This window comes from Paenibacillus sp. Soil766 (assembly GCF_001428105.1).
In the GTDB taxonomy this organism is placed as follows: Bacteria; Bacillota; Bacilli; order Paenibacillales; family NBRC-103111; genus Paenibacillus_E.
The window spans coordinates 157,801-173,096 of sequence record NZ_LMSJ01000003.1; the positions used below are offsets into that span (position 1 = coordinate 157,801).

The 15,296-nt window shown below is 45.7% G+C and carries 9 protein-coding genes; all 9 read right to left on the reverse strand.

Annotated elements, in window-relative coordinates:
* Positions 1 to 81 precede the first annotated feature (81 nt).
* On the reverse strand, positions 82 to 360 hold the full coding sequence (locus tag ASG89_RS03560) for a hypothetical protein (protein WP_057308928.1): 279 nt from the start codon (positions 358 to 360) through the stop codon (positions 82 to 84).
* A 99-nt stretch (positions 361 to 459) separates the two neighbouring features.
* Positions 460 to 1,611, reverse strand: a complete 1,152-nt coding sequence (locus ASG89_RS03565; RefSeq protein WP_057308929.1) for an SGNH/GDSL hydrolase family protein — start codon at positions 1,609 to 1,611, stop codon at positions 460 to 462.
* Between the two features lie 74 nt (positions 1,612 to 1,685).
* A complete protein-coding gene (locus ASG89_RS03570) occupies positions 1,686 to 3,341 on the reverse strand; it encodes an ABC transporter substrate-binding protein (protein WP_414813239.1) in 1,656 nt (551 codons plus the stop codon).
* Between the two features lie 122 nt (positions 3,342 to 3,463).
* The gene (locus ASG89_RS03575; protein ID WP_057308930.1) at positions 3,464 to 4,360 is read right to left on the reverse strand and encodes a carbohydrate ABC transporter permease; all 897 of its coding nucleotides are present in this window, start codon (positions 4,358 to 4,360) and stop codon (positions 3,464 to 3,466) included.
* Between the two features lie 14 nt (positions 4,361 to 4,374).
* Positions 4,375 to 5,280, reverse strand: coding sequence for an ABC transporter permease (locus tag ASG89_RS03580; protein ID WP_082592708.1), 906 nt, complete (start codon positions 5,278 to 5,280; stop codon positions 4,375 to 4,377).
* 735 nt (positions 5,281 to 6,015) lie between these two features.
* The gene (locus tag ASG89_RS03585; protein WP_057308931.1) at positions 6,016 to 8,319 is read right to left on the reverse strand and encodes a helix-turn-helix domain-containing protein; all 2,304 of its coding nucleotides are present in this window, start codon (positions 8,317 to 8,319) and stop codon (positions 6,016 to 6,018) included.
* Positions 8,320 to 8,445: 126 nt separating this feature from the next.
* Entirely contained in the window at positions 8,446 to 10,764 is a 2,319-nt protein-coding gene (locus ASG89_RS03590; protein WP_057308932.1) for a glycosyl hydrolase family 95 catalytic domain-containing protein, read from the reverse strand.
* Between the two features lie 292 nt (positions 10,765 to 11,056).
* Positions 11,057 to 12,511, reverse strand: coding sequence for a LamG domain-containing protein (locus ASG89_RS03595; RefSeq protein ID WP_057308933.1), 1,455 nt, complete (start codon positions 12,509 to 12,511; stop codon positions 11,057 to 11,059).
* A gap of 188 nt (positions 12,512 to 12,699) precedes the next feature.
* The gene (locus ASG89_RS03600; protein ID WP_057308934.1) at positions 12,700 to 15,276 is read right to left on the reverse strand and encodes a glycosyl hydrolase-related protein; all 2,577 of its coding nucleotides are present in this window, start codon (positions 15,274 to 15,276) and stop codon (positions 12,700 to 12,702) included.
* Between the last annotated feature and the right edge of the window lie 20 nt (positions 15,277 to 15,296).

Consider the following 15,296-nt stretch of genomic DNA (forward strand, 5'->3'; position numbering starts at 1 on the left):
ATGTGCTCTATCTTACATGGCGTGGGCATCGGGAGCAATTTATTTTCCTGAAGGAATGAGCCATGTGGAAAATAGTGGCGCCTACATTACCCTAGTGACGCATGCAGCACTTGTATCGCCTACAAAGTGGAGGATCTCCAAGAAGAAAGGAGGAGAATTGCGGCGCCTCGGCCTAACAACTTCACAGCTCGCAGCACAAACCGAATTCCTGCCACTATTGCTTACAATTAGCACACCCGCTACTCTTACTACTTCTACTTCTACTTCTACTTCTACTTCTACTTCTACTTCTACTTCTACTTCTATTACTCTCACTACTCCTACTACTCTAGCTACTTCCTCCGCACGTTTAAACATCATCTATTTCCTTCTTCTATTGTTCAGAACTCATGCTCTAGGCATCCACTAAGTAATCGGATTAGAAGGGGCTCATAAGCCACTACCATCAGTTCGTCTACTCTAATTACTTAACAATTTTAAAATACGAAGACTCGTGCCCGTGCTACCCTGATCTTTCTTCCCTGTATGACGAATTGTAATTCGTCTGCTTTGCCGCTCCACATGAATAGGAAACATAGCCATAATAGGACGATATGCTTTTAAACACCAATCATCAAACATATGAACAGACTGAAACGGCTCGTCGTCTATGGCGAATTCGAAAATCCCCGAGTCAGGCCCGCACAGCAGCAAAATGCCAGCACTCTGCCCGTGCAAAGTAAAGGAAAACCAGGCATTAAGGGTATCCGTATACAGATGTCTTGTGTCATATCGCCAGTTCATCAGAGGCTCTGACGACAATGCCCTCCATTCAAAACCTCCCAAGCCATCCACGAAGTCCACCTCTGACATGTCTGCATTTTCGTAATTATTCTGATTAATTGGAGGAGGGAGTTGTACGATCTCCTGTCCGTTGACACTCCCCAAATCTTTACCTCCGATCGTAGCCTCCTTCAAATCTAGCGCTTCGTCCAGATACTCCCGCAGAAATGCAGCATATAAGGCATGCCCCACATCATTCGGATGTACCCGATCCGAAGCAAGATCTCCCCACCGTACTTCGTCGTTCTGCATCAAGGTGTATACCCTGGCTGCGAAGTTAACGGAAGGAACCGCGTAATAGGCAGCGACTTCTTCATGTACAGCTATGTTGTGTGGCGTGTGATCGGTCAAATTTTTATCAGCTGCTGTGTAGATCAAACAGATATCCGTACAAGGTGATAGCCGCCGGCATTGGCGTATGATCCCTTCCATGCCTCTGATCGATTCCTCACGATCCTCACCATCATTCACACTGAACTCTACGAAAAGCAAGTCGATTTCACCTTGAGACAAAACGTGCGCCTGCAGCCGGTGAGCACCGAACGTAGACGTCGTCCCACCAACGCCTGCATTGATACACGTTACTTTTTCTAATGAAAAACGTGCCTTTAAGTAGCTTTCCGTCAAGGCACGCCAACTGGTGGTATTCACGTCCGACGCCCCCGCACCTTCGGTAATAGAACCACCAATAAAAGCGACGACGATCGGTTCATTGCGAAGTAATTTCGCCTTGATGCGAGGCAGCCCTCCACGCAGATTAACCCAATGATTGGACCATGTACCCGTCATATTCTCTTCTCCTTTTATTACAAAAAAATCAAGTGCTCTATGTATGAACATAAAGCACCTGATTCTCACTGTTCCTATTTTTTATAGGCAGAACTGTCATATGCCTTTTGCAAAATTTCCAGGTAACGTCCAACTTTCAAATTATCCAGACCTTTCACATAAGCATCCCAATCCTTCGTCAAATCTTTATTTCCCGTAATGAATTGCAATGCGCTCTGATCGATATAATTTTTGAGATTCGTTTGAAGAATACTCGCTTCATCGGTTTGTGCTGGATCAACCCATACGGCCCAGACAGGGTAGATTTCCTTCGGTTCATGACCTTGGTACAAGAGCGTTGCATTGTACAATCTGCGCTCGTAGTTCGCGGAATCATACACGTCTGTTCCTTGAACAATACTGTCTCTGTATTCGCTTGGTTGGTAGAAGTGTCCCATTCCGCTCCAACCTGCATTATGAGGGGCTTCTCCTTCCACAGCTGGAATGGACGCCATCAGTGGTTTCACACCTTTGCCCAGAGCGACCTCACCTTCTTTCGGCTTTCTCCAGTCGATCCCTTCCATGCCTGATGCAGCATTCGTTTGACCTTCAAACGTAAACATGTAATCAACCATTTTGATTAACGTGATTTGCTCTTCTTTCGTAGCCTTGTTCGTAATGACGAATTTCGCGCCTGGCGTCAATCCGCCGCCATCATGCGTAGCAAGGGAACCGTGTGGCCCCGTAAGTGGAGGTACTGGGTTGTAGTCAGCTGAGTTTTTGTTTCCTTTATCAATGTTCACGAAAATAGCTGGATGCATGCCGGCACCTACACCAAGAATTTGCGTCCCGGCGTTCTCACCAATTTTCTTGAATGCTTCCGCATTTTGCGTAAATGCCCCTGGATCAATTAACCCTTCGTCATACAACGATTTAATATACGCGAGGCCTTCTTTCCATTGCGTCTTATTCGCTGCTGTATCGACTTTGCCATTCGACATCGTCAGGTAATTGCGGTCATCATCATATATAAAGCCATTCATAAGAAACGGAATAATATGCACACCAAAATCCTCTGTCGATCCACTTAGCGGAACTTCATCGGCTTTGCCGTTACCGTTGGGGTCACCCTTTTTGAAAGCTTGGAGTACTTTCTTGAAATCCTCCGTCGTTTTCGGCATCTCGAGATTCATTTTGGATAACCATTTCGTATTGATCCACATTTTGTTCGGATACGAGCAGTGGAAGCATTGCGTGTAGGAACCTAGTCCATAGATTTTGCCATCTGGCGCAGTGCTAAAGCTCTTCAATGTAGCGTCCTTAGCCATAGCAGCCTTAATATTCGGTGCATACTGATCGATTAAATCATTTAAAGGAACTAAAATGCCTTGCTTTCCGTATTTCAAAATATCCGCTTGTGAAAATTGGTCGATCCAAGCCGTCAACATATAGGAATCCGGATAATCACCGCTCGCCAGTGAAATCTGTCTCTTCTCTTTGGCACCATCAAACGGGATGATTTCAAAATTAAACTTGGCATTAAACTTTTCTTCCATAAATTTCGTGAATTTATTCGTCTTCAAGTCGATCGCTGTATCTTGCTGAGCAAACATGCTGATTGCGACAGGACCACTCGTTGTACCTCCCGTTGCTGCTGGTGATACGGATGCTGTGTCATCCTTCGAGCATGCGGCAAGAAATAAACTAGACATCATAATGACCATTAGTGCGCTTACAAGACCCTTTTTCACATGTATCGCTCCCTTTTTTCATGCATTTAGTATAACCCCGATCTTAGATCGACTACCAGCATTACCTTAAAATGAATCACCCCCTTAAAAGGCATCCACCATTCACATGGCAGGGCCGCGTCCTACCCTTTTACAGAACCCACCAACATGCCTTGCACGAAGAAACGTTGGACAAACGGATAAATAATCAACACCGGCAATGTTGTGACGACAATGAGGGAATATTTCAGCGCTTCCGCTAACTGCTGTCTCTCTACTTGCTTCAAGGCATCTGTGGCATTCGAGCTGTTATTGAGAATGATAATACTGCGTAAAATCAACTGAAGTGGGAACAAACTAGCCGATTTAAGATAAATCAAAGCATCGAAGTACGCGTTCCATTGGCCGACAGCATAAATGAGCACAAGTACAGCGATAATCGGTTTCGATAACGGTATGACTACACTTCTTAGAAATCGGAAATCACTGCAACCATCAATTTCACTCGCATCAAACAATTCATCTGGAATTGCCGTTTGAAAAAAAGATCTCGTGATGATCACCTGCCACACCCAAATCGCATTAGGGATGAGCAGCGCCCATCTCGTATCAATCAGTCCCATTTGCTTAACAACCAAGTAAGTCGGAATTAAACCACCGCTGAATAGCATTGTAAACGTGATTAACATCATGAGCACATTTTTGCCGAAGAACGTTTTACGAGAAAGCGGATACGCAATCATAATCGTAAGCACGACACTAATGATGGTTCCTACACCTGTATAAAAAAGTGAATTCGCATAACCAATCACAACTTTCTGGTTATGAATTAAGGTGTTGTATCCTTTTAGCGATAAGTCAACGGGCCACAGCCATACTTTCCCGGAAGTGACAGCAGCAGGACTACTAAACGAACTGCTAATCACGTAAATAAGCGGATATAAAACAACAACGAGTAATAGGCTCAGAAGTACGTAGACAGCAATTAAGAAAATTTTATCCCCTAGCGAATCTTTCACCTTTGCTTTGATCGTAGACATAGCTGCACTCCTTTTTACCAAATACTATGATTCGAAAATTTCTTAGCCATGCCATTAACAACAATTAGCAAGATCAAATTGATTACCGAATTGAACAATCCGACAGCCGTGGCGAAGCTGTAATTCGCGTTCAGCAGTCCCACTTTGTACACATAGGTCGCGATAATCTCGGAATTCACTGTATTCAGTGGATTTTGCAATAAATAAACCTTTTCGAAGCCAATCGCCATGACATTCCCCACATTCAAGATAAGGACGACAATAATTGTAGGCAAAATACCAGGCAAATCGACGTGTATAATTTTCTGAAATCGCGATGCACCGTCTACTTTAGCCGCCTCATAGAGCGAAGGATCCACGCCTGCTAGAGCAGCTAGGAAAATGACCGAGTAATAACCAGCCGTCTGCCAAATGTCCGACCACACGTAGATCGAGCGAAACATGCTGGGCTCTCCCAGGAAATTAATCGAATCCATGCCGAAATGGTTCATCACGACGTTCACAAAGCCGAGACGAGGCGCCAGAAAGAGCATAATAATGGACACCATCACAACGGTAGATATGAAGTAAGGTGCAAAAGAAACCAGCTGAACAAGCTTCTTGAAGCGCTGATTGCGTACTTCATTAATCGCCAGCGCCAATAAAATAGGAATCGGAAAACCAACAATCAGCAGATAGCCACTGATAAAAATCGTATTCTTCACTAATGTCCAGAACAGCGGATTTTCAAGAAACATCTGAAAGTTCTTAAACCCTACCCAGGGACTCCCCCAAATGCCTTTCGTGACATTGTAGTCCTTAAAAGCAAGCACCGCGTTTAATATCGGGTAATACTTAAATATGAGGAAATACAAGGCTGGTGGAATGATGAGCAGATACAGCTGCCAATGCTTCTTGAAGCTTCGCGTCGCTGCTTCCATGAAGCCAAGTCGACTGCTTTTGATCAGCGATCTCTGACTGGTGACTAGTCCTTTATCCAAAACAAAACCCCCTAAGATCATCTGTCTCGTAAATGTTTGCGCTTTCTTGAGCCTTATTCTAGGGGCTCATCGCCCGTCTTTAAAAGGTACAATTGCGTTATTCCACGTACAATTGGCGGTAATTGGAGGGTACATCTGTCTAGTGATCATCCCCGTTCGCACGATGTGGCTGCATTAGTCAGATATTAGACATCTATTTCCAAGTAAGAGTCTGCGATAACGCTCTTTACTCCACATGGGTGTTCTACTCGGGTCGCTGGTGTTGCTGAATTGGCTGGGGTGGCTCGGGTGGCTCGGGTGGCTGGGGTGCCTAGAGTAGCTAGTGTGGCTCGGGTCACTGGAGTATTTCTCTAAGAACTCTCCCGTTCAAGCCCCCTACTCCTGTCAAAAGTGCAAAAGAGCACTTTTCGAATGAGCTCCCCCCTCCGTTATTGGAAATTGATGCAAAAAGGCTTCAATTTGGAGTGATTTCAGGAGATTATCATGAAAATGTTAAAAAAGGTTGCCTATTTGCACGTATTTACCAATACTAACCATAAATCAGTAAAAAAGGTTGTATTTTTGCACTTTTGAGAGTCGAGAGAGAGAGAGCGATCGCTCCGCTCCCTCACCCCCACCGCACCCAACCAAAGCCAAAAAAAGCTAAGCGCATTAAACCGCTTAGCTCCTTAATCTTCATTCCGTCGTAGACTGCCGATACGAACTTGGCGAAACACCGAGCACTCGCTTAAACGCTCTGCGGAAAGAATGCGAACTATTGTATCCGACACGGGCAGCGATTTCGTCTACCGTGTACGTATCCCCTTTTAGCAAATTAGCCGCTTGATCCATTCTTACCTGCTCCAAATGATCAGATAAATTCTTACCCGTTACCTCTTTGAACAGGTTGGAGATATATTTCTCTGGACGCTCCGCCTTTTCTGCCACGCGGTACAAATTAAGATCAGGATCACTGTACATCTCAGCGATAAACTTCATCACTTGCTCGACGGTTTTATTGTGATGATCGTTCTTTTTATTGGCAATTAGCCCGCATAAGGATGCCATAATGCCATCAATATCTTGCCGAATCACATCGATTTCTTCGTTGGCCTGGATGTCTGCAACGCGATTTTTTACCGCTTCGAAAATGTCAGACTCCTGGAATGTTTTCTGATACAGCAATTTTAGAAACGTTCCTTTCAACTCCCCGACAAGCTGATGCTTCATCTCGATGGACAGTTCACGGTTTTCGATGTTTTGTGCCATGATCGCATGCAGAATCCGTCTGGCCTCGTCTAGATCTCCAGCTCTGATCGTACTGATCAGACGCAGTTCAATGTCGAGTGGATAATAGTAGGTGTCACTTTCCAATCTTGCATCGGAGAACCACAAGACCCCTTTGCGATTCATGTGCAGGGCATACTCTAACGCCTGAGTAGCTTGCTCGTATGTGTGGCTGACCTCCATTAGGGTGGTAAATGGATTTCCCATCGCTGCGATAATCGTAATTTTGTATTCCGTAAATAAAAATTCGGCAAGCTCATTCAGAATTCGCTCAACCTCTTTATTCGCGGTCTCCGTGTCTTCAGCAGACGTAGCAATTCCTTCAAAAATGACCACAACCCGATCGGCACCGAGATCCGTCATATGGACAAACCACCCAAGATCATGCAGTGTCTGCTTCATAATCAACCGAGCCGCACTTAACTCGTTGAGAATGTCGACGCTGTCCATACCAGAGTACCCTTTGATTTGCAAAATACCTGTGTAACCCGTATCCGCTTGTAACCCTGTATTGGCCTGCTCGGCGGCGGCGGAAATCTCTTCCAGCGAGCGGAATTCGCCTGCGATAAGCCTTTTTAAGAAAGCATCTCTAATTAAAGGAAGCTGCCGATTCAATTCATTTTCGAGACGCTTATTGTTAGAAATCATGTTCGAGATATTGCCCTGCAGAAAGTCATATTCATTGCGTCCAACAGCTGCATCTTTGCCAAACTGCTCTTTCATCACATTTAGTAATCTATGCATAGGGGTACTATTGCGATAAGCTTGCCACAATCCCACCAACAACCCTACCACAAGAGCCGCGCTTGTCACAGACCACGTAATATATTTGATTTTATTCGCATTTTCCATGAGGACATGTCTAGGAATTCCCGCTCGGTATACCCAACCTGTGGTCTTGGAACGAATGGTAATGACCAAATCGTCGTTATAGAATTGACTCGCCTGCGATTGATTGAAGCTGGCGTCTGCGGCTAACTTGGCAGCGTCCGATTCATTCCTACCAAGCAGGCTTATCGTATGCCCTTGGGCATCACTGATGTGAGACCAACCGCCGTATTGATCCTTGAGATCCGATAAGACGCTAGAGATGACTTTCTCGTCAATGAGAACAACGACGGTAGCGCGTGCGGCTCCATTAAAGCTGTCTAACGGGAGCGATTGTATATACGTAATCACAGAGGTTTGCACACCATTCGTGACAAAGGGTTTCAGCGGTATGATTTCCCTGTTGTGCGTTTGCTCTAATAGTGTTCGCTTCCATTCATCTGCGGATAGATCCTTATAGTGAAAGGATTGATAATAACGTTCAGGTTGGAAATAGGAAGATGCCGGCGTTAAGAGCACATTATAATTATTTAAGTAGATGTAAAATTGCTGTAAGAAATCATTCGTCTGGCTAAATGCTTTAATATCATTATTGACCTTCCAAATGCCATACAAATTGACCTTCTCATCCATTCCCTTCTCATTCATAAGAACGCTCAGCTCTTGATTCAGAGCTAATTGCCTCGTGAAACCCTCGACCTCAGCGATCCTCCGCTCCAAAATGTCCTGACTCTTCCGAAGTTGTGTCACGTTATTCTCAATGGAAACAGATTGCGTCACCGCAATCGCTGTACGGTATGACATATATCCGGCAATGCTCGGAATAACCAAGATTACGATATAGGAGATTAGAAATTTACGGAATAACCGTGAGAACTTCGGCATGAACCTTATCCCCCTTTTGTAAGCGCTACCTAAAGTGTGTTTTATTATACCATGTCGCTTTGCAGATAAACAAAGGAAAGGCAACTACTTTTATACTGACTGTAGCTGCCTTGGTCTACTCGATATTCAGATAAGTTTCACGCGCAATGTGCTGTCAATGTGGTACGTGCGGCCGAGCTCCAGAGCAATTTCAATCCTGCAGTCTTGATACCGAAGGAGCAAACGACTTGGCGAAAAAGCTCTTATGACCGCCTCAACCAAATGGCCGTTCGCCCAAGTCACATCTACCTCTGCGTTCCCTTTTGCCCGTAAGCCCGTGACTATCCCCGTGTGCCATTTGGCGGGAAGTGCAGGTAGCAGGTGAATGCCTCCTACGTGGCTTTGCAGCAGCATCTCTGCAATAGCCGCCGTACCGCCGAAATTACCGTCGATCACAAATATATTCGATTCGGCCCCGGCGATCCCTGCCTTGGAGTAGGTGAGTAAATTGTTAAAACACAAATGACCGATTAAATGCGAGAGGTGCTTGTAAGCATTCTCGCCATCGTGCAATCTGGCAAAATTCGCCGCATACGCGGCTGCCGTAAACTCAACGTCCTCTAACATCTCACGTTCCATGCGATTCACCAAGGTTACTCTTGCCGCAGCGCTCAATTCTGGCGTCCCTCCAGGCGTCACCTGATTGCCGGGGTATAAACTGAATAGATGAGCAAAATGGCGATGGTCTGGCTGCGCCTCTTCATAGTCTTCCAGCCACTCCTGCAATTGTCCTCTGCGTCCAATCATCAACGGCGGCAACATAGCGATGGCTTGTTTCAGCTTCCATTGCAGCTCGACATCCACCATCAAATGCTCTGACGCTTCTAGGCAAAATATAAACAAATCGCGAACCAGCACTTGGTCCAGCGTAGCTCCCATGGACAATTGATACTCGTTTCTCTGCGGATCATCCACATAGAAGCTATTCTCAGGTGAATTCGACGGGCCTGTCACCAGCCAACCATACTTCGGGTGAACCGTCATATAGTCGAGGAAAAAGGCCGCAGCTTCTTTCAGCACAGGATACGCCGTCTCTGTCAGAAACGCCTGATCGAGTCCGAATTCATAGTGCTCGCGAAGATGCGTGGCAATCCATAAGCCTCCCGTTACGTTCAGCCCCCACGATGTTTCCCAGCCAGGTGACGCGAATCCCCATGCGTTAGTAAATACGTGAGCAACCCATCCCTCACAGCCATAAAAATGCTGCGCTGCCGCTCTTCCACTCCCCGCTAATTGCGCAATGAATCGCATTAAGGGAAGGTGGCATTCCGCCAAATTGCCCCCTTCCGTCGGGAAATAATTCATTTGCGTGTTGATATCCAAATGATAATCGCAGCTCCACTGCATCCGATTGGCTTCCCCATCGTTCCATATTCCTTGGAGATTAAGCGGCAGCGGAGAATCTGCCCTTGACCCGGCGATCGTTAGATAGCGACCATATTGATAAAATAAGGTAAACAAGTGCGGATCATCATCCTGCCCCTTGAAGAATAGCTGTATGCGTTCATCCGTCGGTAAACTAGATTGGCTAGTTACGCCTAGATCTAGATGAACCCTATCGTACAGTTGCCGATAATCCGCCACGTGACTCGCTCGAAGCCGCTCATACCCCTTGGCTATGGCGTTCTCAATTTGACGTGACGATTGCGACTTCCACTCGTCATTATTGCTGCCATAATCCGTGTTCGCAGCCACATAGATAACCACATCATCTGCGTTATCTATCCGAATGTGACCAGCGTCTGCATCTGCGGTTACGCTGCCGCCACTCGCGATGACTTTCAGCACGCCTTGGCAGCATACACCGCATTCCCCGTTACTATGCATACTTTCCGTTGCTTGCCCCTCAAAAACAAACGTATTGTTATCGATTAATGTTGCAGAGAAGCGATCTGTTCTTCCGAGAATGCGAAGCGTGAGTGAAATCCCACCAGGCTGATCGCAAGTTAATCGTGAGGCTACGATTCCGTCCGGATGCGAAGCCCAAACCTCTCTTGTTCGTCTATGCCCGCCAGAGGTGTAGGTTGTCCGCGTACAAGCACGCTGAAGATCCAGCTCACGAACCAACTCATCGCCTTGATGAGCAAACGTGAGTTGTACATCGCACATCGACATATTCGTGCCGAAATTCCCTTTCTTAGGCTGCAGTAACTGCTTCGCCAGCTCATCTCCCCGCCTATAATCCCCGGCAAAAAAATGCTCCCGCATGTGATCTAGATCTGTTCTCGTATTGGAATGTCCTAGAATGGCTTCCGACTTCCCTGACCAATAGGTCAGTTCAGTTAGGCTCCAGGTTTCATGTTCCACACCACCGTAGATCATGGCCCCCAATCTTCCATTTCCGATAGGCAACCCTTGCGACCAATTCGAAGCTGGACGATTAAACCATATCTTCATTTCATTCATACGTGCAATTCCCCCATAATGGTTACGCTTTCTTTATGCCCATTGTAGAGGATGCTCCTCCGACATGGATAGGTACAATTGCGGTATCCCACGTACAATTGCCTCAATTGAGTGGTACATCTCTCATTTGGGCATCCAATTTTCCCTCACCATTGCGCGTATCCACCTTCGTATTGCAAAGGAACATTGTGAAACAGCGCTGCTGCATTAAAACAAGCTGTTTCCTTAATTCCAACCTTTTTTGCGAGTTAAAAAGGCATTCACCCCCAGGAGTGAATGCCTTTTACTTCGTCTATTTAATCGTTGCAGGATTACCGCGAATTGTTCCATGTCGACCATTACCGGACTCATCATTGGCACCAACGTTGAATGTCCAGTATCCGGCAAGATCCGAATGATTTTGTGTTCCAGCATGGTTGTACATATCTGTTTGGATTTGAGTTTCTGTTCTGGCCACTGTCCAGAATCTAACTTCTCCAATCTGTCCTTTGAAGTATCGAGCAGCATGATTTGAATTAGCGGTATCTAAGAAATCTACGCCAATGGTAATTGGCGACGTATTTTTCTGGTAAGCCACGTTTGGTTGCACTTTATTCAGTACCCCATTGATATATAGCTTTATCGTTCTAGTCGTATCCTCGTATAAAGCCGCAATATGATACCAAGTATTCAAATTAAGAACAGCACTAGAATCCAGCTCATTCCCATCACTAACCTGAAAATTAATCTTATCATAAAGGCCGTCATTTAAACGAAGTGTAAAGGAGCTTTGATTTTGCTCTTGATATTTGGACACAAATGCCGCTTTCCATATGTAAGCTTCTGGTTTCACCCACGCTTCAATCGTGAACGAGGATGAATTATAGGCAGTATTATGCGGAATTTCTACATAGTCTCCACTACCATCAAAATGTAAAGCCTGATACGGTTCTGCCACTGGTTGAACAGGTGGAATCACGGGTGCTGCTGCTGTCGCAACAGACACAATATTCGACTCTCCCGCATTCATACCACCTACTACTTTCAATTTAAATTGATAAGAAGTGCTAGGTGTAAGTCCGTTTACAATATAAGTAGCTTCATTAACGCTGAGTGATGCTACCGTAATAAACGCATCGTCACTCCCACTCTTCCTAAGTAAACTCACGCTTTCTGCCCCAACAGGCTGGCTGAACGTTAATGTTGCGTAAGTGGCTGTTGTAGCCGTTTGGACGACACTCAAATCATAGATGGGATTTACCGCTGCAATCGGCTCAATCTTAGAAAGTAAATAGCCAATCTCGTCTTTAGGAACAAACTCGTTATCCCCATTCATATCCCAATCCTGATGTTCAGGTAACGCAAAAGCAATTGTCGAGACATCCTCGATTGTGAATACTTCGCTTTGGTGAACAACGATAGGAGGCAACGCGAAATCATACCCTTCATTGCCTAATTGCACCTTTGCCGTAAGCATATGTACACCATAACTAAGTTGTGGCAATGCAATCTTTATAACCGAATATCCCGCTACACTTTTCGCCATAAGCATCTCTTGGCCCTCAAATATCTCAATCATTGAACCTATTGGTGCTTGCATGACAACTTCAGTTGGAGAGTTCGTTATAACCGTTTCCTGAGGTGAAATTACAATAGCGGGTGTAGAAGCACTAGCATGTTCTTCATAACCCAACAAAGCGTATCCGCTGGAAACTAGCAGAACTGCTCCCAGTATCAGTCTAGCAAGTTTTGTCCGTGTCTGTTTCATTTGACCAATTTCCTCCCGGTCTGATAGGTGCTCTTATTCATTATGATAACTGTGTTCTCAACAATGTCGACACTAGTATTTTACCAAATGGAGCAGGCAGCGAATAGAATTTTTTCTACAACTGCTAGATTTCATTTATTAACAAGAAAGAGACAGCTGCACGCCAGCTGTCTCTCACTTCAACCTCTTCAAGCAAACCAAAGCTTCATCGTTTTAATTTCGAATGGATTCATGGTCACGCTAAGATGATCTCTACCAAACTCCACTTGTGTTTCCTTGTTACGTTCGACAAGATCACATTCCTTCACATCTGCAATAGACTCCGTAAATGGAAGCCTCACCGCCAAGCGCATATCACGCAAACTTTGGAATCGTAGGATGTAAGCATCTCCTTGCTCCGCTTTTTTGAAGGATAACACATGAATCCCCTCTACGCCTTCTTTCAGGAATCGATACCTAGTAGGTCCTTCAGGCTTCCAACATGCTGTCACCTGAGGCGGCATACAGGCTTCGGCGGCTAGCTGCTGTACACGCCCTGCTTTCCAATCCCCGGTATGAGGAATTATCCGGAATGCATATTGAAAATTGCCGCTAATCCATTGCGGAAAGTTCGTTCCCCATTGATTGTTAAATAAGTTGAAATGAAGGATTGGCTTTTCGGGTACGTACACTTTCGAGTACTGGTAGACCCCCTTTTCACCAATTGAAAATAACGGTGTATCGAAGGGAATGATCGCCAGTCCTCCCACTTGTTCATCCTGCACATCAACCCATTGACTAGCACAGTGAAGACGTGTGTTCGCACCTTGCTCAATATCTTCAAGCGGATTGACAACGCTGCCTAGTTTCTGAAACCGATAATTCGGATGATCCGCATTCAGGGCAAATGTGAAATGCCCGCTCTCGGCATACGCAGTAGATGCTTTACGATGAACTCTCACTTGTATATCGGCATACGGCTGACTGTCTTCCAAGTGAATCGATACGCGGATCTCTTCACCATTCCCAAACTCCTCGTAACTTTCATTTGGCGTAGTAAAGCCAATATCAACGTTGCCCCAGCCATCACCATTCGAGATCTTAACATCGGTAAGATGCAGCCCATATCGCTTATGATCGATTCTCGGGTAGCCCGGCTTGCCAAAATCGTTCACATACCAATCCATGAGATCATAGCTGTATGCTTTGACAAAATCCAGAATCTCCTCTTTCCCGTAAACATCGTATTCGTATTGAGCGAACCTGCCGTTTATGGCCCATTCCTTCTGATTCTGCTTGTCATAAAAGCTGGTTATACACCCTGTCTGCGTGCTGACCACGATGCGTATCGCATCGTTTTCCAACATCGCGTTCTCTGCGTCCCCCACTGCGATTGCTACTGAATGAAGGTCGACCGTGCTTTCCGCATACTCAAAGGTTCGATACCCCATCGGAGCCAATTCACCAATATAGGCTTCTCCCGTGTCATTAACGATGTAGGATTCCTTCGTTTCACGATCTGTAAGTATACCTTGCTTATAATGATTCAGTGTGATCTTCACATGCTGCCGCTCCCAAGTAAGTGGGTTATACACACCAATGATGTTCGAATCTATTTGTGTAAAAGGTTGAACCTCACTTAGCGCTTTCTCAGCTTGATCTACATAGTTGGTCTGTTCGGCCCAAGAAGCTTCTGTCTTGAGATAGGAGTCTGGAAACATGGCGCGGTCCTTCTCCAAATCAGCCTTCCCAAAAGCGCGCTGGCTGTTGCGGCCAGGCAATAAATTCGATTTAATATCGATTCCCCACGTGTGTTCGCCGAATAGCAGCGTATGTTCATACGCCTTCGCAATGGCATTCTTGTAATCATCACCACGTCCCCCTTGCAGCTGCCCAAGCGTTGATAAGCTTTCGCGTGTTGCAATACTCGAGCGCATCCTCCGTACACGGGACACTTCTTCTGGATAAGTCCCAATCCCATGTATCCATGTATCCGCTAAATCCTTGCGAATTACAGGGATATCTTGATAATCTCTGGCCACAAAATCACGTGCAAAATCGTCCATTGTCCCAATTTTCACATCAGTATCCGGATACTTTCTCGCAATCTCATCCAACAAGTCTTGCACCACAGAGCCATCCTGTGGACCATAGTTGTCCTGCGTTTGCAGCAGCGCTATCCAAATAGGGTATGGCCAGTCCTCTGGCGGCGTCAGGTCCGTTCCATAGGCCCCCTTGGAATAATACGTGAGGATCCTGCTTCCATCCGGACCTTCCCAATGAAATAACCGCGGCAAATCAACCGGTGAAGAACACGCATTTACGCCCAGATGCAGGAATTCTATTCCTGCGTTTTTCAATAAGGTGGGCAGCATCCAGGTATGACCGGGAACATCCGTCATTTTGGCAGAAATGACCGTGTGTCCGTATTGATCCCGGAGCTTTTCGGAAATGTAGAGTCCTCTAATATATTCTTCGGTGCCGCAAAACTCCGTATGTGTCGTAAACGGAAGTCCATGCCAGCGCAGTTGTCCGTTCGTAATCAAGGCTTCCATTCTTTCTTTTCTGCCTGTATCCGGTGTATCCAAACATTCTTTCAACATCCATGCCGGCAGTGTCCATACATAATGGTGGTCCGGTCCATCTTTCTTCGTGTCTTCACAGACAGCTAGAACGTCATTCATCATCTCTTCTCTATATTGGGAGACGACATTGCTGGCCAAGTCTGTAAAACCCAAGTCTACATGAGTTTTAAAAATAACATATATTTTCTCTAGTTGCCTCACTGTTCTCTCCTCCGATATCT